18 protein-coding genes are annotated in these 20565 nt (G+C 49.6%); 14 read left to right on the top strand and 4 right to left on the bottom strand.

All coding sequences use genetic code 11. The features are described 5' to 3' along the window. Positions 1-118: 118 nt before the first annotated feature. Both EDI29_RS19025 and EDI29_RS19020 read left to right on the top strand, forming a co-directional pair. Positions 119-547, top strand: a complete 429-nt coding sequence (locus EDI29_RS19025) for a hypothetical protein (protein ID WP_137742143.1) — start codon at positions 119-121, stop codon at positions 545-547. 255 nt (positions 548-802) lie between these two features. Then, a complete protein-coding gene (locus EDI29_RS19020; RefSeq protein WP_137742142.1) occupies positions 803-1645 on the top strand; it encodes an SDR family oxidoreductase in 843 nt (280 codons plus the stop codon). A 52-nt stretch (positions 1646-1697) separates the two neighbouring features. Here the strand turns inward: EDI29_RS19020 and EDI29_RS19015 are convergent, their stop codons facing one another. The 3 genes from EDI29_RS19015 to EDI29_RS19005 all read right to left on the bottom strand — a co-directional run bounded on the left by EDI29_RS19015 (position 1698) and on the right by EDI29_RS19005 (position 6443). Beyond that, positions 1698-3650, bottom strand: a complete 1953-nt coding sequence (locus tag EDI29_RS19015) for a methyl-accepting chemotaxis protein (RefSeq protein ID WP_137742141.1) — start codon at positions 3648-3650, stop codon at positions 1698-1700. A gap of 402 nt (positions 3651-4052) precedes the next feature. Next, positions 4053-4754 (bottom strand): response regulator, encoded by a 702-nt coding sequence (locus tag EDI29_RS19010; RefSeq protein ID WP_137742140.1) that lies wholly within the window; start codon positions 4752-4754, stop codon positions 4053-4055. An 84-nt stretch (positions 4755-4838) separates the two neighbouring features. Beyond that, entirely contained in the window at positions 4839-6443 is a 1605-nt protein-coding gene (locus tag EDI29_RS19005; RefSeq protein WP_137742139.1) for an ATP-binding protein, read from the bottom strand. A gap of 416 nt (positions 6444-6859) precedes the next feature. Between EDI29_RS19005 and EDI29_RS19000 the strand changes: the two genes are divergently transcribed. The 11 genes from EDI29_RS19000 (at position 6860) to EDI29_RS18950 (ending at position 17666) form a co-directional block, all read left to right on the top strand. After that, positions 6860-8230, top strand: a complete 1371-nt coding sequence (locus EDI29_RS19000) for a 2-hydroxycarboxylate transporter family protein (RefSeq protein ID WP_137742138.1) — start codon at positions 6860-6862, stop codon at positions 8228-8230. A 130-nt stretch (positions 8231-8360) separates the two neighbouring features. After that, positions 8361-9245 (top strand): fumarylacetoacetate hydrolase family protein, encoded by an 885-nt coding sequence (locus EDI29_RS18995; RefSeq protein WP_137742137.1) that lies wholly within the window; start codon positions 8361-8363, stop codon positions 9243-9245. A gap of 84 nt (positions 9246-9329) precedes the next feature. Continuing rightward, positions 9330-10394 (top strand): [citrate (pro-3S)-lyase] ligase, encoded by a 1065-nt coding sequence (gene citC / locus EDI29_RS18990; protein ID WP_137742147.1) that lies wholly within the window; start codon positions 9330-9332, stop codon positions 10392-10394. Between the two features lie 23 nt (positions 10395-10417). Continuing rightward, positions 10418-10708 carry a citrate lyase acyl carrier protein gene (citD, locus tag EDI29_RS18985; RefSeq protein WP_137742136.1) on the top strand — a complete coding sequence of 97 codons (291 nt, stop codon included), beginning with the start codon at positions 10418-10420 and terminating at the stop codon, positions 10706-10708. After that, the gene (gene citE / locus EDI29_RS18980) at positions 10708-11583 is read left to right on the top strand and encodes a citrate (pro-3S)-lyase subunit beta (RefSeq protein WP_137742135.1); all 876 of its coding nucleotides are present in this window, start codon (positions 10708-10710) and stop codon (positions 11581-11583) included. The genes citD and citE overlap by 1 nt, the downstream gene beginning before the upstream one ends. Positions 11584-11636: 53 nt before the next feature. Beyond that, a complete protein-coding gene (gene citF / locus EDI29_RS18975; protein ID WP_137742134.1) occupies positions 11637-13166 on the top strand; it encodes a citrate lyase subunit alpha in 1530 nt (509 codons plus the stop codon). A gap of 26 nt (positions 13167-13192) precedes the next feature. Beyond that, positions 13193-13720 (top strand): citrate lyase holo-[acyl-carrier protein] synthase, encoded by a 528-nt coding sequence (gene citX, locus EDI29_RS18970; RefSeq protein ID WP_137742146.1) that lies wholly within the window; start codon positions 13193-13195, stop codon positions 13718-13720. Next, positions 13698-14603, top strand: coding sequence for a triphosphoribosyl-dephospho-CoA synthase CitG (citG, locus tag EDI29_RS18965; RefSeq protein ID WP_137742133.1), 906 nt, complete (start codon positions 13698-13700; stop codon positions 14601-14603). Before citX ends, citG begins: the two co-directional genes overlap by 23 nt. Before the next feature lie 271 nt (positions 14604-14874). Next, a complete protein-coding gene (locus EDI29_RS18960) occupies positions 14875-15630 on the top strand; it encodes a flagellar brake protein (RefSeq protein ID WP_137742132.1) in 756 nt (251 codons plus the stop codon). 445 nt (positions 15631-16075) lie between these two features. Beyond that, positions 16076-16297, top strand: a complete 222-nt coding sequence (locus tag EDI29_RS18955; RefSeq protein WP_137742131.1) for a hypothetical protein — start codon at positions 16076-16078, stop codon at positions 16295-16297. Beyond that, the gene (locus EDI29_RS18950; RefSeq protein WP_137742130.1) at positions 16287-17666 is read left to right on the top strand and encodes an APC family permease; all 1380 of its coding nucleotides are present in this window, start codon (positions 16287-16289) and stop codon (positions 17664-17666) included. The genes EDI29_RS18955 and EDI29_RS18950 overlap by 11 nt, the downstream gene beginning before the upstream one ends. A gap of 249 nt (positions 17667-17915) precedes the next feature. Here EDI29_RS18950 and sbcB read toward each other — a convergent pair whose 3' ends face one another. Continuing rightward, a complete protein-coding gene (gene sbcB / locus EDI29_RS18945; protein WP_137742129.1) occupies positions 17916-19343 on the bottom strand; it encodes an exodeoxyribonuclease I in 1428 nt (475 codons plus the stop codon). Positions 19344-19607: 264 nt separating this feature from the next. Here sbcB and EDI29_RS18940 point away from each other — a divergent pair, with 264 nt between their 5' ends. Then, a complete protein-coding gene (locus tag EDI29_RS18940) occupies positions 19608-20558 on the top strand; it encodes a siderophore ABC transporter substrate-binding protein (RefSeq protein WP_137742128.1) in 951 nt (316 codons plus the stop codon). Positions 20559-20565 lie beyond the last annotated feature (7 nt).

Raw genomic sequence — 20565 nt, 5'->3', positions numbered from 1 at the left:
TAAATAGCATGATTTATATAGCAGAGTAATTTTTTATTGGATGGCGCAGAGCTGAATTTTTTTCCGCTCTGTAATCAGTCGTAAAAGCACAGTCGATAATAAATACAAGGAGATAAAAATGAAAAATCATCTACGTTTCTGGTTGTTGGGTTGGGTGCTGGTTCTGCCAGCTATGGTCGTGGTGGCCGATGCTACCGCAGCGACAACAAGAAAAGCAGAAATTAAATACTCGGTCTATGGTGGAGAAGCTCTGACAAAGGTTGCTCAGGAATGGAATGCGACATTTCCTGATTTCGTCGGGAAAGGAGGAACTCAAAACGGCAGCTTTCCGATGTATAATGCCTATAGCCAATATTCTACAAGTGTGACGTACCGGAACACCAGTGGTGAAATATGTAAATTTACCGCCGGATATGTATTAAATAGTACTGGTCCTACTTTTAGCTCATCAGCAGAAAAAATAACACCGAATGCCTATTGTTCTATTAGTATTTACCCCAGATATAGTCAACCGTATGAATTTACTATGAATATATCAATGTATTAGTAGGTAGTCTCGTTTATATGCACGTTGGGGCAGTGCTTTCAGTATTGCCTCAACATTTGCGTTTTAAACGGATATCTCCCCGATAGGATTCTGTTTCAATCTGTTATTCCTTTTTTCATTAAACATTGCCATCATCTCACTAAATAAGGTGTGTATGCAGAATGCGATCGTCTGGCGTGTGTCGTTAACGCTTCTATCTGAAAATGCCAGAGCAACCTAATATGAGATGATATGCCATAGAGAGAAGAGCCGCAGATGAAAAAAGTATCGATTGTGGGATTGGGTTGGCTAGGTATGCCGTTGGCTCTGGCGTTGAATGGGCACGGTTACCACGTGGTGGGATCGAAAACTACGCCTGATGGCGTTGAAGCCGCGCGGATGAGCGGGATTGAATGCTATCAATTGGCTCTGACGCCTGAACTGGAATGTGACGCTGACGAGCTTAGCGCATTACTACAGGTTGACGTATTAATTGTGACGCTACCCGCCAGCCGAACAGCGGAAGGAGGCGAGGGGTATGCGCAAGCGGTACAACAGTTGGTGAATATGGCGCGAGTGTATCATGTCCCGCGTATCATCTTTACCAGTTCAACCTCGGTCTATGGGGACGGCAGCGGTACAGTAAGAGAAACCTCGCCGCTACAGCCGACGACGGTAGCAGGGAAGACGCTGGTGTCCCTTGAACAGTGGTTGCAACATTTACCGGATATCTCCGTTGATATCTTGCGCCTTGCGGGACTGGTCGGTGGCGATCGTCACCCTGGACGTTTCCTGGCCGGAAAAATCAACCTGCCGTGTGGCAATCATGGTGTGAATCTGGTGCATCAGGAAGATGTGCTGTCGGCGATCTTATTGCTGCTTAAACTACCGAACGGAGGGCATGTCTATAATCTGTGCGCGCCGGAACATCCTGCCAGACTGGACTTTTATCCTGAACAGGCACGCAGATTACAGGTATCTCCGCCGCAGTTTGCACCTGTGACCGATAGCTCGCAGGGTAGGATTGTTGATGGGCAGCGTATCTGTCATGAGCTTGGGTTTGACTATCAGTATCCTAACCCTTCAACGATGCCGTTGAATGAGCATTTACCGCGTTAAGAACTCGCGTTGTGATGCGCCCGGATGCGCGAGGCTATCCGGGCGGGAGGCGTTAGAAGGATGTCCAGTCGCTTTCTGATGAAGGCGTTTTTTTGTCTGTCGTTGACACGCGTTTTGGCAACGCGTGACGCGGTGTTGCAGGTGACGCGAGTGAGGCAGCGCGATTGTCAGATTGAGACACGCGGAAGTGCTCAAGTAATCTTTCTAACAGCACGGCCTGCTCTTCCAGTGAATTGGCGGAAATAGAGGATTCCATCACCAGTGAGGCGTTTTGCTGTGTGGTGGTGTCAAGCTCGCTGATGGCCTGCGCGATTTGTCCAATACCCCGGCTCTGTTCCTCAGAGGCGGATGAAATTTCCCCCATAATGTCGTTCACGCGGGAAACGGAATCGACGATTTGCTCCATGGTTTCTCCGGCAACGGCGACAAGATGGCTACCCGCGTTAGTACGTTCGACCGATTCTGAGATCAGTGCCTCGATGTCTTTGGCTGCCTGAGAGCTGCGCTGCGACAAACTGCGTACTTCGCCCGCGACCACAGCAAAACCACGGCCTTGTTCACCGGCGCGTGCGGCTTCTACCGCGGCGTTCAGCGCCAGGATGTTGGTCTGGAAGGCAATGCTATTGATGACAGTGGTGATATCGGCAATTTTTCTGGAGCTGGCTGCGATATTGTCCATCGTCGTCACCACCTGTTTCACGACCTCGCCGCCTTTAAGCGCATTCTTGGAAGCATCGGCTGCGATCTGGCTGGCATGCTTGGCATTGTCGGCGTTGTTTTTCACCGTTGAGGTGAGTTCTTCCATACTGGCTGCGGTTTCAACGACTGCCGCCGACTGTTGCTCGGTGCGTGACGACAGGTCGCTATTGCCCGTGGCAATTTTACTTGCTGATTGGCTGACGCTGCCTACGCTGTCCCGTACTTCGGAAATAACGTGGCGTAACTGTTCATTCATTGTCCCCATCGCGTGGGTGAGTCTTCCCAGTTCATCGTGGCGATCGGTATGAATCGTCGTGGTTAGGTCGCCACTGGCAATGCGTTCTGCCAGCGACAGGTTATGGATGATGGGTCTGGTGATAATCCGGGTAATATAGATTGAAATGATGATACCGATAATGACGGCAATGAGGCCGATAATCATCGTGATGGTGGCAGAGTTATAGGCTAATTCATCGTTTTTCGCCTTGATAATGGCAGTGAGCGCGTTGATGTCCGCGCTGCTCTTTGTTCCTGCTCTCATGACCAGATATTCTGCTTTTTTCACGTCATCGAAAGCGGTGTAATAGTCAGCATTAAGCTGTTGGTATTGTTTAATGTTGTTTCGTAATGCATCAGCCAGACCTTTCAGGTCGGTAGGTAAAATCGGTAATGCCTGATAGGCTGACTCCGTCTCTGCATAACGCGCATTCAACGCAGCTAATGTTTTCTCATCTTTTGTTATTTGCAGCTCATAACTCAGCTTTTGCACTTCACTTAACAAGAAAGCCAGTTTGCTAATCGCGTAATAAGCATCATTATCGAGAAATGCGCTGGTGTTATGAATAGTCTGAGCGACATGTTCCAACGTAGCTTGCGTATGCAGTTGATTCACTTTCCCCTGAATTTCAACCGCTTTTTGTGTTGCAACGGACATGATGGAGACTGCTGTCTGAAAATCTTCTAAATTTTCTTTTAAGCTGTTGATGTGGCCTAATTCATCGGTGCTCCAGGCTAGAGTTTTTGCACTGTCTGTTAAGTCTGTGGCGCTTTTAACAAATTTAGCCAGAATATCTTTTGTCTTTTCATCGGGGGCGTAGAAATATTTAACACGATTTATTTTTGCCTGAAAGACCTCAATGTTTACGCTATAAATAAGATTCGTTTTCTCATAAATATCTCGAATAGCAACGAATCTGTTCATACTAAGCGATGAGGCAATAATCACGAGTAATAAAATAATGCCAAATCCCGCATACAGTTTATGTGCAATTTTTGTGTTACGAATTCGACTAGCAAGATGCTGCATTATAACTCTCCATGTATGACGCTTTTTAGTAAAAAAAACTGACTACGATGACACTTTTACCTACTAGGAGTTATCGGGCCTTGTTACCTCTATGTTAGTGTCAACGTTGGAGATAATAACGTTCTGTGATGGGCATCAAGATGGACTGTGCAAATGCATAGTTTTTTATGTAAATACTGCCAAAATAACGTAGCTTACTGATTATTTAACGATTTATTTGTTGGCTAAAGATCACTAACGCATTGGTGCCAGCCCTGACGCAATATCAGGGCTAGAAGGCCAAACGTGAGTATGTTGTTTAACTGGCACCCGGCGTTTATTTTGGTGCGAGCAGATGTTTGCTATCTCTCATTTTGTATGTGCGCTCGTTGCCAGAACCACATCGCTGAGTGGTTGCCTCACCTAGTTGGCGATCTTTGTACGATATAACCGACGCGGATGACCAATTTTGCCGTAACGCATTTCGATATCGAGGAATTGGTTCTCGACGCAGAATTCAAGATAGCGGCGCGCTGTGGTTTTACTTAGTCCTGTCTTTTCGACGATATCGTCGACGGAATAAAGTGTCTCGTCGCTATTATTGGCAAAAATCTGTTTGATCAATCCGAGCGTGTTCTCCTCAATACCTTTTGTGGATGCGGAGGGGGCAGCGCCAGATGATTGCAACTGATAGAGAATATCGACATTCTGCTGGTCGACAACTTTGTAGGTGTGCTGGGTCTTTACAAATTGAATAAAGCGCTCCAGCGAAGAACGCAATCGTGGGTAAGAGAGTGGTTTGATTATGTAGTCAAAAGCCCCGCAGCGAATCGCCTGAGCGCAGGTATTCATATCGCTGGCGGCGGTAATAAAAATGACGGAACAGTCCATTCCTTTGAGTAATTGGCTTTCAATCAGCGAAACCCCTTCACCATCGGGCAAATAGTTATCAAGCAGGATCAGGCGCGGTTTATGCTGCTGAAGGAGCTTTTTGGCTTCAAAAAGCGTAGCGGCAATGCCGACGACATGCAGATTGAAGTTTTTTTCAATAAATTCAGCATGAATATTTGCCAGCTTACTTTCATCTTCAACGATTAAAACATCGAAATGTTCAGTGTGCTGCATGGTATGAATCCCTGTTAGTGTCTGAAAGATAAGTAAAATGTATCGCCGTTATACCGCAATCTGCCTAACCTACGTCAACGCGAATTATTTAGGATCTAGCGGTATAAATAGGGAAAATATGCTGCCATTCGGCTGGTTGGCCGAAACTTCAATGATTCCCCGGGCCTGATTAACGTAGCTGGCGACCAGATGCAGTCCTAGCCCGTGATCGCCTTGTGTTTTACTGGTCACGCCCATTTCAAACAGGCTATCGGCAATCGCTGGCTCGATCCCTGTTCCCTGATCGGCGACTTCGATAACCAACTCTTGTTCGCTGTCATAGATGTACACTTCGACAGGATAATGCGGCGTAACCATGGCCAATGTGGCTTCCATCGCGTTATCCAGCAAATTACCAATAATGGACATCAGCTCCGTTTCACTCAGTGCGGCGGGAATATGGGTGAGCTGGCAGCGTGGGTCGAAAACAATCTCAATGCCTTTTTCTCGCGCTGTCGCGTACTTGCCCAGCAGCAGCCCGCACAGCGCGGGCGAACAGAAACGGCGGGAAACAAAATCCAGTACCACCTGGGCACTTTCTGACTGCGCTTCAATATATTTGATGGCTTCGTCGTAGCGTTTTAAGTGCAATAGCCCGGCCAGCGTCGCGGTCCAGTTCAACTGCTCATGCCGCAGAATGCGCAGGCTGTTCGCGTAGCGTTTCACCTGGCTGAGCTGCATGCTGAGTGTATGAATGTCGTTTTTACTGCGGAAGCTGATCACCCAGCCTTGAAGCTCATCTTCCAGCATAATCCGTACCCGGCTGGCAATCACAGTGGCGTGGTTAAAACGACAGACTTCATCATGGGTATCGCTGCTCCACATCGCTTCGCCGGAAAAGAAGGGCACTGGTTTAATGACGTCATCGACAGGTTTCCCGCGTAATAGATGAGAAGGGGCGCTCAGCCCGAGGATCTCTTTGGCAGCATGGTTAATGGCCGCAATACGGCGCTGTTTGTCGATCGCGATGACCCCTTCGTAGATCGATTCGAGTAATGCTTTCTGCTGCCTGACCAGCATGCGGATCTCAAGGGGCTCGAGGCCAAACATCTGTTTTTTCAGATTACGTGAGAACCACCAGGAGAAGACAAACAGTGCGACAAACATCGCCAGAATGGCTAGCAGAATACGCGCCAGTTTACTTAACGTCAGGCTATCGATGTGAGTTTTCAGATAGCCCACGGAGACAATACCGATCACCTGACCATCAGCAATAATGGGCGCTTTACTGCGTAGTGAGACGCCGATGCTGCCGTGGCGCACGGTGATAGCACTTTTTCCCGCTAATACGTCGAAATTGTCTCCACCGACCATCTGTGTGCCGACGAGTTGGTCATTTTCCGCATATTCAGAATGAAACAGGTGGCGCGCTTGATTATCACCGATCACGATATAACTTGCATCGCTGCGCTGTTTTAATTGCTGGGCAAGGGTATATATCTGTTTGATATCTCTATTTTTCACCGATTCAACCAAGGTTGGAATGATGGCGATCTCTCTGGCTTGCACCTGTGCTCGTGTACCCAACTCCGAATAGAGTTGTTTATCGATATCATGATAATAATAGATACCTGTCATTAGCAGTAGCGAAGAGAAGAAGACGATCAAATAGATAAATAATTTGATATGAAAGGAAAGTCTCAATCTCATGATACACGTGAGCCTGTGGGTTAACTAAAAAGTGACTGAATTTATCATGAATGCTATTAAGAATGGACTGAGATAAAAAGACTTGTGAGCAATAACACGTTTAAATATGTTGTTACCAATAAGGTGATGGAATAAATAGATAAAATTAAACGACTCTGTTTTGTTTAATAAACAACTTAATTACTTTTCATCAACATAATCATATTTCGGAAATAAAAACCATAAACACCATAGAAACCTTAAAATTTACCATGCGTATAAAATCATCTAACTGCCTATCTAACAAACAAATTATTAATATAAACCATAAAAACCATAAACGCCTTTAAAACTCAGTTTTTAATTTGAAGGGAATCACACAATAATATTCGCCAGCTCCTTATGATGCGCTGACAAAATAAAACGAGGGCTGGGTTATGAGTACGACTGATGATTCATATATTGTTGTAAATAATGAGACGGCTGGGAAGGTTTCATTAAAAGAGAAATGGTGGCACATTCTGGATACCTATAAAGTCGGTATTATTCCTGTGCCGCTGTTTGTGCTGGCAGGGGTATTAATCGGTATCGACTGCCTGAATGGCAAACTGCCAAGCGACATCGTTGTCATGGTGGCAACGCTGGCGTTCTTCGGGTTTGCCTGTGGTGAATTTGGCAAGCGTTTACCGATTATCGGCAAGATGGGGGCGGCGGCAATCTGTGCAACCTTTATCCCTTCGGCGATGGTGCATTATGGCCTGCTGCCAGACGTTGTCGTTGAATCCACGACCAAGTTCTACAAAAGCACCAACATTCTGTATCTCTATATCTGCTGTATTATTGTCGGCAGCATAATGAGCATGAATCGGCAGACGCTGATTCAGGGTTTCCTGCGTATTTTTTTCCCTATGTTGTGTGGTGAAGTCGCGGGAATGCTGGTGGGGATGGGCGTGGGTATTGCGCTAGGTCTGGACCCGTTCCAAATATTCTTCTTCCTGATCCTGCCTATTATGGCGGGCGGGGTGGGTGAAGGTGCAATCCCGCTGTCTATCGGCTATGCCGCGATTCTGCATATGGATCAAGGTGTTGCTCTGGGGCGTGTATTACCTATTGTGATGTTGGGTAGCCTGACGGCGATCATCATTGCCGGTATTCTGAATCAGTTGGGTAAACGTTATCCGCACCTGACCGGTGAAGGTGAGCTGATGCCGAATAAAGGTAATGGTCTGGGCAACGGCGAGAGCAGCGCACCTGCTTCTGTCTTTAGCGGTAAAGCCGATGTGACGACCATTGCTTCTGGCGCGCTGCTGGCCATCCTGCTGTATATGATCGGTATGCTGGGCCATAAAGTGATTGGCCTGCCTGCACCGGTTGGCATGCTGTTTGCCGCTGTGTTGGTGAAGTTGGCTCACGGTGTTTCACCGAAAATGCTGGAAGGATCTCAGGTCGTTTATAAATTCTTTCAGACCTCTGTGACGTATCCGATTCTGTTTGCCGTTGGTGTGGCGATTACACCGTGGCAGGAATTAGTGAACGCTTTTACGATTCAAAACCTGCTGGTGATTATTTCTACTGTGGTGACGTTGGTTGCGACGGGCTTCTTTGTCGGTAAAAAGATCGGCATGCACCCGATTGATGTTGCCATTATTTCCTGCTGCCAGAGTGGGCAGGGCGGTACTGGCGATGTTGCGATTCTGACGGCAGGTAACCGCATGGTATTGATGCCATTTGCGCAGATTGCCACACGTATCGGCGGCGCTATTAATGTTTCTATTTCACTACTGATACTCGCTAACTTTTTAGTCTGATGTCATTAAGGAAATAAAAAGAGTCTGAGCGAAAGAAATAATGTTTCGAGACAGACGGCATTGAAAACTCACATGAGTTAACGAAATAAAACCGCTATTACACGTAGGTTTATTTTGCACAGGAAATATTATGAAACTTGCAAGCTATCGTTATAACGGTAAGGACAGTTACGGCATTTATACGGCAACGGGGTTAATCGATCTCGGCAGCAAAATTGGTCACCGTTACCCCGACCTGAAAGCATTACTGGCACAGAATGCGTTATCTGTTGCCCATGACTTCAGTATGAGTACGCCGGATATTGCGGTTGCAGATGTCACGTTCTTACCGGTTATTACCGCACCAGGGAAAATACTGTGCGTGGGTATGAACTATGCCGCTAAGCGTCAGGAGTTTAATGAACTAAATCCCGCACCCACGTTATTTGTGCGTTTTGCGGATTCACAAACTGGACACGCAACGCCTGTTATCAAACCGCATTATTCCAGCGAATTTGATTATGAAGGCGAACTCGCGGTCATTATTGGTAAAGGTGGACAACATATTTCTCGGGATGTCGCGCTCTCGCATGTCGCAGGTTACAGCTGTTACATGGATGGATCTGCGCGTGACTGGCAGCATAGCTGGTTTACCGCTGGCAAAAACTGGCAGAAAACCGGTGCGTTCGGCCCCTGCTTGACCACCACGGATGAAATTCCCGATCCGCATGTGCTGGCAATCCGTACGTATCTGAATGGCCGCATGGTACAGGACGACAATACCAGCAGCATGATTCACAAAGTCGCTGAACTGATTGAATACATCAGCACCTTCACCGAACTGAGTGCGGGCGATGTGATCATCACGGGGTCGCCGGGCGGCGTGGGTAAAAAACGCAATCCGCCGCTGTTTATGAACGCCGGTGACTGTATTGAAGTTGAAATCGAAAACATTGGCCACTTGCGTAACACAATAGTGGATGCCGCGGTGCCAGTGAAATTGGTTCCGACGGCTGCCGACGTCGCTGTGCACTAAGTTCAGGTGCCAGGCGTGCCGGTGTGAAAACCGGCACGCCTGCAATGAATGTCCTAACTAATTCGAGTTGCAGGAAGAACTGTGATGTATGCCAATGATTCCGTCTTTTTTGACACGCTGGATGTGCGCCTTCGGGAACAGGAGAGGGACGGAGTACGCCAGTTTCTTGCGCACTGCCAGCTCGGCATGGATGACGATATTGACATCGTTGTTGTGGGTAAACGGGGCGGGCGATTGATCGCCTGTGCGGGGTTGGCCGCCAACACCATTAAGTGCGTTGCGGTCGATCCTGAATTCAGACACCTCAACCTTGGCGTGCAGGTAGTGAATGAAGTGATGCAGCAGGCGGCGCAGCGTGGCTTGTTTCACCTGTTCCTTTATACCCGACCGGAAAATGTCGACGTCTTCCGGGGGTGTGGTTTTTACCCACTGGTGTGCTATCAGGACAGTGCCGTGCTGATGGAAAACACACCGATTGGCATTCAGCAATATTGCCAGTCTTTGGCGACGTTTGCGCAGCCCGACGCGCTTGCGACGCGGGCAGAGAAAAAGATTGGTGCGATTGTCATGAACGCGAATCCTTTCACGTTAGGCCACCGTTACCTGGCGGAACATGCGGCGCAGTCGTGCGATTGGCTACACATATTCGTGGTACGGGAAGACGTTTCCTTTTTCCCGTTTAGCGAGCGTCTGAAGATGGTACAGCGCGGGGTGGAGCATATTCAGAATCTGACGGTACATACCGGTTCGAATTACATGATCTCTAAAGCCACGTTCCCCGGTTATTTTCTGAAGGAAGAGAAACTCATTACCCGCGCTCATGCGGCACTGGATTTGATCATTTTCAGGAAATACATCGCGCCGGCACTCGGTATTACCCAGCGCTTCGTCGGTACTGAACCCTTTTGCCCGGTGACGTATCAGTACAATCAGGATATGCATTACTGGCTGGAGAAAGACCAGACGGTGTCTGCCCCCGCGCTCAGCGTAATTGAAATTGAACGTAAACGGCAAACCTCAGGATTAGCCATTTCCGCCTCAGAAGTCAGGAAATTACTCAAACTTCGGCAGTACAGCCGTATTCGGGACATCGTGCCAACCTCAACCTTTGAGCATTTACAGCACTATTACGAACCCGAGTACGCATAATTAAAATTAATCAGGATAAATCTATGAAGATTGTTAGGGAGTCCCTGGCGGGCACCTTTGAGTCCAGCGATTTGCTGGTCAAAGTGGCACCGTCAGACGGGAAGCTTACTGTGGTCATCAACAGCGAAGTCATTAAGCAGTTCGGTCATCAAATTAAACAGGTCGTGGATGACACGCTGAAAGCGCTGGGCGTAGAGGAAGGAACGATCATTGTGGATGACAAAGGCGCATTGGATTGTGTCATCCGCGCTCGCGTGCAAAGTGCGGTATTGCGCGCCACAGACGGACAGCAGATTGAATGGGAGATATTATAATGAATAAGCTTCGCCGCAGTATGTTATTCCTCCCCGGCGCAAACGCCGCCATGTTGTCCAATGCGTTCATCTATAAACCTGACTCCATTATGTTCGATCTGGAAGATGCGGTGTCACTGCGTGAGAAAGACACCGCGCGACTGCTGGTTTTCCATGCGCTCCAGCACCCGATGTATCGTGATATTGAAACCGTGGTGCGTATCAATCAGCTCAGTACACCGTTTGGTCTGTTGGATCTTGAAGCGGCTGTGCGCGGTGGTGCCGATGTGATCCGTCTGCCAAAAACCGATTCTACCGACGATGTCGATGAGCTGGAACATCATCTGGTGCGTATCGAAAAAGCCTGCGGTCGTGAAGTCGGCTCCACGCGCATTATGGCGGCGATTGAGTCGGCGGTGGGCGTGATTAACGCCGTCGCCATTGCCCGTTCTTCTGAACGCATGATAGGGATTGCGCTGGCGGCGTTCGACTATGTGATGGATATGCAGACGGAACGCGGTGACGGCACAGAGCTGTTTTATGCCCGCTGCGCGGTACTGCATGCGGCTCGCGCTGCCGGTATCGACGCCTTCGATGTGGTCTATCCCAACGTTAATGACGATGCGGGCTTCCTAAAAGAAGTTGAACTGATCCGCAAGCTGGGCTTCAACGGTAAATCCCTCATTAACCCGCGCCAGATTGAGTTACTGCATAACGCTTATGCTCCGACGCAGGATGAAGTGGACTATTCCCATCTGGTGATCAACGCCGCCGAAGAGGGCGAGCGTGCCGGTCTGGGCGTCATTTCCCTGAATGGAAAAATGATTGACGGACCCATTATCAACCATGCCAGAAGCGTGCTGGAACGTGCTCAGGCCTCCGGCGTTCGCAAATAGCCATTGTGTGATGACACCGCAATAACCGTTCTCAGGAATTACAGGATTAGACAATGAGTCATTTTATTGAAGCACTGCAACAGCAGTACCCGGAAAAACGTCATCTGCAAGCCTTCGTCAACGCTAATCAAAATACGCCGTGGCTGAATGATGTTGCACAAAAACATGAACGTAAACTGTGTGCCGATCTGGAAGAGGCAATTCGCAACAGCGGACTGGAAGATGGGATGACGATCTCTTTCCATCACCACTTCCGTGAAGGCGATAAGGTTATTAATCGGGTGATCGATACGCTGGCTCGCATGGGCTTTCGCGATCTGACACTGGCATCCAGCTCGCTGATGAGCTGCAACGCGTCGCTAATCGACCACATCAAAGCGGGCGTGGTCAGCCGGATTTACACCTCGGGGATGCGTGGCAAGCTGGCTGATGCCATTTCTCATGGATTAATGAAAGAACCGGTACAAATTCATTCTCATGGTGGCCGCGTTCATCTGTTGCAAAGCGGTGAACTGAATATCGATGTCGCTTTTCTGGGCGTACCGTGCAGCGATGAATTCGGTAACGCCAATGGCACCACCGGGAAATCCAGCTGCGGCTCGCTGGGCTATGCCATGGTTGACGCGCAGTTTGCTCGCAAAGTGGTGCTGCTGACCGAAGCGGTAGTACCGTTCCCAAATATGCCTGCCAGCATCGTGCAAGATCAGGTGGATTATATCGTTCAGGTCGATGAAGTGGGTGACCCGGCCAAGATCAGCGTCGGCGCGGCGCGTGTTACCAGCAACCCGCGTGAATTGCTGATTGCCCGTTCAGCGGCGGACGTGATTGAACATGCCGGTTATTTCACCAACGGTTTTTCGATCCAGACCGGTTCCGGTGCGGCTTCTACGGCCTGTACGCGTTTCCTTGAAGATAAAATGCGTCAGCAGAATATTGTAGCGCGCTTCGCGCTCGGCGGTATCACCGGCGGTATTGTCGACCTGCATGAAAAAGGGCTGATCGAAAAACTGATCGATACCCAGTGTTTTGATGCCAATGCGGCGGCGTCGCTGGCGAAGAACCCTAATCATGTCGAAATTTCCACTAACGTTTATGCCAATCCAAGTTCTAAAGCTGCCTGTTGCGATCAACTGGATATGGTGATTCTCAGCGCGCTGGAAATCGACACCGACTTCAATGTCAATGTGATTACCGGTTCCGATGGTGTGATGCGCGGTGCATCTGGCGGACACTGTGACGTTGCGACGGCGGCGAATCTGACCATCGTCGTTGCGCCGCTGATTCGTAGCCGCATCCCAACCGTGGTGCGTCAGGTGACGACGCGCGTTACGCCGGGAGAAAGTATTGACGTACTGGTGACCGATCACGGCATTGCCGTCAACCCGGCGCGCCCTGACGTTGCTGAACGCCTGAAACAGGCGGGGCTGACTGTGATGACGATTGAAGATCTGTATCAACGTGCGATTGCTCTGGTCGGTGAACCCCGTGCGATCGAGTTTCACGATCGCATCGTGGGCGTTATTCGCTATCGTGACGGCAGCGTGATTGACGTGGTTCGTCAGGTGAAAGAAACCCGCGAATAAGCGCTAAACACATGAGGGAATCGATGATGACAAAGGCTGTTTCTATCTCTCTGGAAACGTTACTCGCGGCGAAGGAACGCCGCGCAGTTCGCCAGCAAGAATGGCTCGATCGGCACGGTACGACGCTGGTGTCGCTGACGCTGGTTACGCCGGGGCCGATAAAAGATAGCGAAGGCTACCGGCAGGTGATGGCCGAAGCGAACACGGCATTTTCCTCGCTATGCCAGACGCGCGGTTGGACGGTGCTGGAGCAGCAGATATGCTGGCTGGCAACCGGTGCGGAAGGGCTATGGGCGATCACCAAAGATGCGCTGTCGGTGAAAGCAGCCACCATTGCGCTGGAAGATAGCCATGAACTAGGACGGTTATGGGATTTTGATGTCTTCAGCTCGGAAGAAGGCGTGATTGGCCGGTCAATGTTGGCGCATCGTGGACGCACCTGCCTGTTGTGTGAGCAGATGGCACATGCCTGTAGCCGTTCGCGCCGCCATGCGTTGTCGGAACTGCTTGAGCACATAGAGGAAAAGGTCAATGCCTACTTTACGCCAGCCTGACGGTGTGCAGTCTGCCACGGCATCTCATTCTGCACTGCATGAATATCGGGAACTCTACCCGTTGCCCGATATTGGGCTGTGGGTGGCGCGTGCGTTGACGATGGAAGTCATGTTGACACCAAAGCCCGGTCTGGTGGACCGGGCGAATAACGGGTCCCATCGTGATATGGATGTGGCGCTGTTTCAGACCAGTATTCAGGCGATTGCTCCCTGGTTCGGACGTTTTACCGACGCCGGCTATCGGTATGCCAACGTACCGCGAGAGCAACTTTTGTCTCAGGTTCGGCCTATTGGTATTGCCTGCGAACAGGTAATGTTGTCAGCAACGAAAGGCGTGAATACCCATAAAGGTGGAATTTTTGCGTTTGGCCTGCTGTGCACTGCCGCGGGTTGGTTGGCAGGGCAGGGAGAGCGTGTCACGCAGCGTAGCCTGTGCGACAGTGTTTCCATCATGTGCAGCGATCTGGTGCGTAATGAGCTGGAAACGTGTTCTGGGGTGGCAACGGCGGGTGAACACCTCTATCAGCGCTATGGTTTGACCGGCGCGAGGGGAGAAGCCGCCAGCGGTTTTAATACCGTATGCCAGTACGCATTACCCACCTTGCAGCAGGCGATTGCTGACGGTATGAATGAAGAAACTGCACTATTACGGACGCTGCTGGTGCTGATGGCTCACAATCCTGACACTAACGTGGTCTCACGTGGTGGAATGAACGGATTGGCGTTTGTACAGAATTATGCGCAGAAATTACTGGCTGGCCCGCTGGATCGTCAGGCGCTGATAAGAATGGATGAGGCGCTGATAGCCAGAAATCTTAGCCCAGGCGGCAGTGCCGATCTATTGGCTGTAACCTGGCTGTTGTATCACTATCCTGCCGAATAGCGACCGGATGTTATAACGGCGCGGACTAGCGCCGATAAATTTCATCATTTGACCGCTCTTGAAAACTTTTCTATTAATACGCTAAAGTTGTTGAGGAAATTGTCGATACCGTTTCCACCTATTTATATCATGTAATTTCAAGCGCCCGCGTAATCGTTTTAATAGGCCGCCAGAGTGTCATTGTATTAGCACTTATGGGACTTGAAAGATAACGGAGAGGCGTGCATCAATATAAGCCATTGACACATAATCCATGTAAGTAATGGTGGGGATGAAAGCGGTGAATGAAACTTTGAAAGAGCAGTTTGTTAAGCGCAACAAACTGGCTATCTGTGCAACGCTGCGCGAATTAAAGAAGAATGATACGTCTCTGATGGTGCATCATTCTCATGGACAATTCATCAGTAAAATTCTTGATGTCGTACCCGACAGCAATCTGTTTGTCTTCGATTTAGGTGGCATTGCGCGTGAAAACAACCGTGCGCTATATGCCGGAGCGTTGTCTTTCGTCGCCGAACCTGCCGGTGCGAAAGTTGAATTTAATGCTGAAATTGCAAAAACCGTGACTTACGACGGGTTGCCCGCTTTCAGTGCGCCAATTCCTGAACTCCTTTATCTTATCCAGCGTCGAACCTATTTCCGTATCAATACACCGCTGTGGCCGCCGTTGACGTGCCGTGGCGAACTGCCGGATGAGAGTGTTTTCACGTTCACCATCAAAGATCTCTCTCTGGGGGGATTGAGCCTGTATACCGACCGTGATACCACGGGGTTGCTGACCGAAGGCGATATCATTAAAAGCGTGGAAATGGATCTTGCCGATCACGGTTTCTTCTGCGTTGATTTGCAATTTGTCGGCCAGGCGATGGTGAAGGTTGTCGATAACAAAGGTGAAGTGAAACTCACGCAGCGTCTGAGCTTCAAATTCCCTGCACTGAACGCGGCGCAGGAACGCGATCTTCAGCAGGTGATTTTTGAGTTGGAAAGATTACAAAACGAAAAGAAAAAGCGGTTCCAGGAGTTGTAATTTTTAAACGCAACCCTTTGTTTAGGCTTCACACATAACAGCAACGTTTTTCATTACGAATATTAACGTATTACCTGACTTATTTACGCCTAACTCATGCGAGTCGCAGGACAAAACGTGATTGTTTTGAATGCGAAAGCCAGCGTATACGCGGCTTGAAGTAGACTGGGGATAAATAAATGGTTTCCAACGTTCTCAGAGCCTTGTCAGATGAGATCGTCTGGTGCAAAATACGCGCCTTGCAAAATAACCGACGTCTAATAGCGTCGGTTATTTTTTTACATTTATGCTCGTCATACTTCAGTTACAGAGGTATTGGTGTGGTTTCGTACCTTCTCTCTGTGGTTTAGGTTTGCTGGGTATAGGGTCTTCAACGAAAGAGGCCGGACAACGATCCGGATAGATAATTTTGTGTGTGCCTGTGAGCACAGTGAGGAAAGGAAAGATGGGGCAATCAGTAAGTTTCGCACCGGTGCCCGCCGGTTTGTGCTGTAAAGGTATTGGTTATGGCGCGACGTTGTCGCAAGTTATCTCTGGTGCTGTTTCAGCCACCTCTTCTCATCGTGATTCAGGCGAGTCCTGTATCCACTCCCTTATTTTCAGTACGTTTGCGTACGACAATGCTGCTGTAGCCGTGATGAACGGAGGTGTGCGTCATGTCGCTTGATACTCATCTGTCTACTTCTGGCACGACTTCTGCAAAACGCGCCCAGTTAAAAAGAACGCTCACGCTGTGGCCTGTGGTCATGATGGGGCTGGCCTATATGCAGCCGATGACCATTTTTGATACCTTCGGTATCGTGTCTGGCCTGACTGACGGTCATGTGGCGACTGCCTATGCGTTTGCGCTGGTCGCCATTCTGTTCACGGCGCTGAGTTACGGCAAATTGGTAAAACGTTTCCCGTCTGCGGGTTCTGCTTATACCTACGCGCAAAAAGCGATCAGTCCGCACGTCGGGTTTATGGTCGGCTGGTCGTCGCTGCTGGACTATCTGTTCATGCCGATGATCAACATCCTGCTGGCGAAAATCTACCTTGAAGCGATCTTCCCCGGCGTACCGTCATGGATTTTTGTGGCGGCGCTGGTCGGGTTAATGACGCTGTTCAACCTTCGTGGCATCAGTCTGGTTGCTAATCTGAACTCCATTATCGTGGTGGTGCAGGTTGCTATCATGGCGGTGTTCCTGGGTCTGGTGATCCACGGTGTTTATCTGGGCGAAGGTGCCGGAACATTGACCAGTACGCGTCCGTTCTGGTCTGAGAATGCTCACGTAGTGCCAATGATTACCGGGGCAACTATTCTCTGTTTCTCATTCCTGGGTTTTGACGGCATCAGTTCTCTGTCGGAAGAAACGCAGGATGCCGGTCGAGTGATTCCCAAAGCCATCTTCCTGACGGCGCTGATCGGCGGCGTGATTTTTGTTGCCGTGGCCTACTTCCTGCAACTGTACTTTCCAGATATCTCGCGCTTTAAAGAGCCGGATGCGTCTCAGCCGGAAATTATGCTGTACGTGGCTGGTAAATTCTTCCAGTCCGTTATTCTGGTGTTCTCCTGCGTCACGGTTCTGGCATCTGGCATGGCCGCACACGCTGGCGTGTCGCGTCTGATGTATGTGATGGGGCGTGATGGCGTGTTTCCTGAGCGTTTCTTCGGCTATATCCATCCCAAATGGCGTACGCCATCGTTGAACGTGTTGCTGGTTGGCGTGATTGCGCTGTCTGCGGTGTCGTTCGATCTGGTGACAGCCACGGCGTTGATTAACTTTGGTGCGCTGGTAGCGTTTACGTTCGTGAACCTGTCGGTCATTTCACAGTTCTATATTCGTGAACGCCGTAACCGTACCGTGAAAGATACCATTAACTTCCTCGTGCTGCCGGTGCTGGGCGCGTTGACGGTGGGGGCGCTGTGGGTGAATCTGGAGGCCAGCTCGATGACGCTGGGTCTGGTGTGGGCAACGATTGGATTGCTCTATCTGGCATTCGTGACGCGCAGCTTCCGTCAGCCAGTACCACAATGTAGTGAAGAGCCGGTTTAAATAAACTGACTGCTTATATAAAAGAGAAAAGCGGAGCCAGTACGCTCTGTTTCAGACTGTTGACAAACCTATTTTCTGAACGAGAACGGTAGTAACGGAATAGAAGAGTAAAGCATTTGCGCCAGGGATGGCGCAATCCGAGCGTACAGGGATGTATTTACAGCGTCTTTACGATCTATCCGTTACTACCGCTCAACAGACTTTGTCAGCAACTTCCAGCGGAGCCACTGTGCTCCGCTTTTTTATGCTTTAGCCCACCAGTTCCTGTGCATACGCGTACAGCGCTTTGAGCTGCGCCATCTTCTCTTTATCGTCTTCATGAAGCTGATACAGATCGCTGAGTTCTGACAGGTAAGACTGCAAGCGCTCCGACGTAAATACCGCGCGCCGATGCTGCAACCAACGTTGCTGTTCCCGGTCGTCCAGCGTGCCGGGGAAATTGCGGGCACGGTAGCGGAAGAACAGCGGTTCCAGTCGATTATCGGCAAACGTGAGATCTAAAGCGGGGAGATTCTGCGGGGCGGTCTCCTGAATAATCTTCATCGCCATGCGGTCGGCATCGCCAAAGAAGCCATCATAAAGCCGTAGATCGACATCATCAGACGCGACAAATGCGGGCGCTTCGGCAAACAGCTCGACCACTTTTTCCCTAACGCTCGCGTTGTTGCGCAGCAGCGCCAGATTATCCAGGCAGCGTTGACGATCGATACCTAATCTTTCCGCGTCTTCGGGGCGTAAAGTATTGGCAGGTGCTAATACCGGACATTTATTGATGTGCACTAGTTTGAGTGGAACCGCGCTCTGATCGGCCTCAAGCGCATCCCGACGGGTATATAACCGTTCACGCAATGCTTCGCTGTCTAGCTCCAGCAGCGGTGTCATATCGCCAGCCAGATCGCACATGATGACCGCATTACGGTTGTCCGGGTGCCAGGCGAGCGGCACAACCCAACTGGTGTTGCTCCTTGCCGCGCCAAACATGCCAGACACGTGAACAAGCGGCTTCATTTGTGGGATATCGATCAGCGCGGAAATTTTATTTTTATTACGCAGCGGGAACAGATACTCAAACAGCTTGGGCTGCGCCTGCTTAAACAGTTTCGCCATCGCGATGGTGGCATATACGTCGGACATCGCATCATGTGCTTGCTCGTGCGAGATGCCGTTGGCTTTTGTCAGATGTTCAAGGCGGAAACTGGGCAGGCCGTCATCATTTTCGGGCCAGACGATGCCTTCTGGCCGCAAGGCATAGCAGGCGCGTAACGCATCCAGTAAATCCCAGCGAGAATTGCCGTTTTGCCAGCTGTAAGCGTAAGGATCGTAGAAGTTACGGTAGAAAATATTGCGGCTGACTTCATCATCAAAGCGAATGTTGTTGTAGCCCATGATGCAGGTGCCGGGCACGCTGAATGCCTCGTGGATCTGACGGGCGAACTCCGCTTCATTGACGCCTTTGGCCAGCGCGACCTGCGGGGTAATGCCAGTAATCATCACCGCTTCCGGTTCCGGCAGGTAATCATCGGCCGGACGGCAATAAATGACCAACGGCTCACCGATAATATTGAAATCCATATCGGTACGGACACCCGCAAACTGCGCCGGGCGATCGCGCGCGGGGTGTTTGCCAAATGTCTCGTAGTCATGAATGAAAAAAGTGGGTTGTGTTTTCTCGGCCATATATGCAGTTAGCTACGTGTGCGCGCTAAGCCTGAAATCAGGCAAAACAATCTGGAAAACGGCAAGGATACCATTGAATCGACTTTTCTGCGGTGCTTTCCTGATTTGCATCACTTCCCTGACTTACATCAATAGGAGGGTAGAGATAATCGCTAGGCATGAGTGTGTCCATTCGGTTACAATTTTCGCTCTAATGCGAATGATAATTAAATTCGATGATTAGTGAAATTATCTCAATGTTTAATCCCGATAAAGGAGAAAAGAATGCGGTTTCCCTCGATGATAAAAATGACGCTGCTGGCTTCCGCGTTAGTGGTCGCTGGCTGCGATCAGACTGATTCAGCACCTACGGCAAGCAACACCGTTACAATCGAACATACAAAAGGTGTGACGCAGGTTCCAGTGAATCCGAAAAAAGTCATCGTATTTGATACCGCCATTCTGGATACGTTGACCGCATTGAACATTGATATTGCAGGCGTGCCGCAGGGCGATGCAAAAATATTTCCAGATGTCTTAGCCCAATATAAAGATAGCAAGTACCTGAATGCAGGCACGCTGTTTGAACCTAACTATGAAGCGATTAGCAGTGCCGCACCCGATTTAATCATTGGCGGTGGCCGTGCTCGCGACGCGTATGACAAATTAAATGCGATCGCCCCGACGATTGCCTTAGATATCGACGATCGTCAATTTATGACCAGCTTTACGCAGCGCGTCGAACAACTGGGAGAAATTTTTAGCAAGCAAGACGAAGCGAAAGCCAAACTGGATGACTTTAAACAGCGCATTGCTCAAACGCATGAAAAAGCCGATAAAGCGGGTACGGCATTGTTAGTGATGGTGACTGGCGGAAAAATGTCGGCATATGGCCCGAAATCTCGTTTCGGCTTTGTGTTTGATGAATTGGGATTTAAACCGGCAACGGAATTCCCTGATTCGGGTCGCCACGGCAATGTTGTGACGTCCGAATTGCTGTTGAGCGCTAACCCAGATTGGCTGTTTGTTTTCGATCGTGACAGCGCCATTGGCAACCAGAAGGAAGGCCAATCAGCAAAACAGGTTCTGGATAACCCATTGGTGAATAAAACCAATGCCTGGCAGAATAACCGTGTGATTTACCTTGATTCCTCTTCGATTTACATCGCGGGTGGGCTGCAAAGCTATTTGCGTCTGATCGACGATGTTAATAAAGCACTTGATGCCAAACCCTAAAGCAGCG

Source organism: Pectobacterium polonicum (assembly GCF_005497185.1).
GTDB lineage: Bacteria > Pseudomonadota > Gammaproteobacteria > Enterobacterales > Enterobacteriaceae > Pectobacterium > Pectobacterium polonicum.
The sequence above is the reverse complement of the archived record's forward strand: the minus strand, read 5'-3'. Positions and strand labels throughout refer to the sequence as shown.

Coding starts and splice junctions, on each gene's coding strand:
- citF (WP_137742134.1), top strand. CDS start 11,637: ATGAGTCATTTTATTGAAGCACTGCAACAGCAGTACCCGGAAAAACGT.
- EDI29_RS18995 (WP_137742137.1), top strand. CDS start 8,361: ATGAAACTTGCAAGCTATCGTTATAACGGTAAGGACAGTTACGGCATT.
- citE (WP_137742135.1), top strand. CDS start 10,708: ATGAATAAGCTTCGCCGCAGTATGTTATTCCTCCCCGGCGCAAACGCC.
- citX (WP_137742146.1), top strand. CDS start 13,193: ATGACAAAGGCTGTTTCTATCTCTCTGGAAACGTTACTCGCGGCGAAG.
- EDI29_RS19010 (WP_137742140.1), bottom strand. CDS start 4,754: ATGCAGCACACTGAACATTTCGATGTTTTAATCGTTGAAGATGAAAGT.
- EDI29_RS18960 (WP_137742132.1), top strand. CDS start 14,875: ATGAAAGCGGTGAATGAAACTTTGAAAGAGCAGTTTGTTAAGCGCAAC.
- EDI29_RS18940 (WP_137742128.1), top strand. CDS start 19,608: ATGCGGTTTCCCTCGATGATAAAAATGACGCTGCTGGCTTCCGCGTTA.
- EDI29_RS19000 (WP_137742138.1), top strand. CDS start 6,860: ATGAGTACGACTGATGATTCATATATTGTTGTAAATAATGAGACGGCT.
- sbcB (WP_137742129.1), bottom strand. CDS start 19,343: ATGGCCGAGAAAACACAACCCACTTTTTTCATTCATGACTACGAGACA.
- EDI29_RS19005 (WP_137742139.1), bottom strand. CDS start 6,443: ATGAGATTGAGACTTTCCTTTCATATCAAATTATTTATCTATTTGATC.
- citC (WP_137742147.1), top strand. CDS start 9,330: ATGTATGCCAATGATTCCGTCTTTTTTGACACGCTGGATGTGCGCCTT.
- EDI29_RS19020 (WP_137742142.1), top strand. CDS start 803: ATGAAAAAAGTATCGATTGTGGGATTGGGTTGGCTAGGTATGCCGTTG.
- citD (WP_137742136.1), top strand. CDS start 10,418: ATGAAGATTGTTAGGGAGTCCCTGGCGGGCACCTTTGAGTCCAGCGAT.
- EDI29_RS18950 (WP_137742130.1), top strand. CDS start 16,287: ATGTCGCTTGATACTCATCTGTCTACTTCTGGCACGACTTCTGCAAAA.
- EDI29_RS19025 (WP_137742143.1), top strand. CDS start 119: ATGAAAAATCATCTACGTTTCTGGTTGTTGGGTTGGGTGCTGGTTCTG.
- citG (WP_137742133.1), top strand. CDS start 13,698: ATGCCTACTTTACGCCAGCCTGACGGTGTGCAGTCTGCCACGGCATCT.
- EDI29_RS19015 (WP_137742141.1), bottom strand. CDS start 3,650: ATGCAGCATCTTGCTAGTCGAATTCGTAACACAAAAATTGCACATAAA.
- EDI29_RS18955 (WP_137742131.1), top strand. CDS start 16,076: ATGGGGCAATCAGTAAGTTTCGCACCGGTGCCCGCCGGTTTGTGCTGT.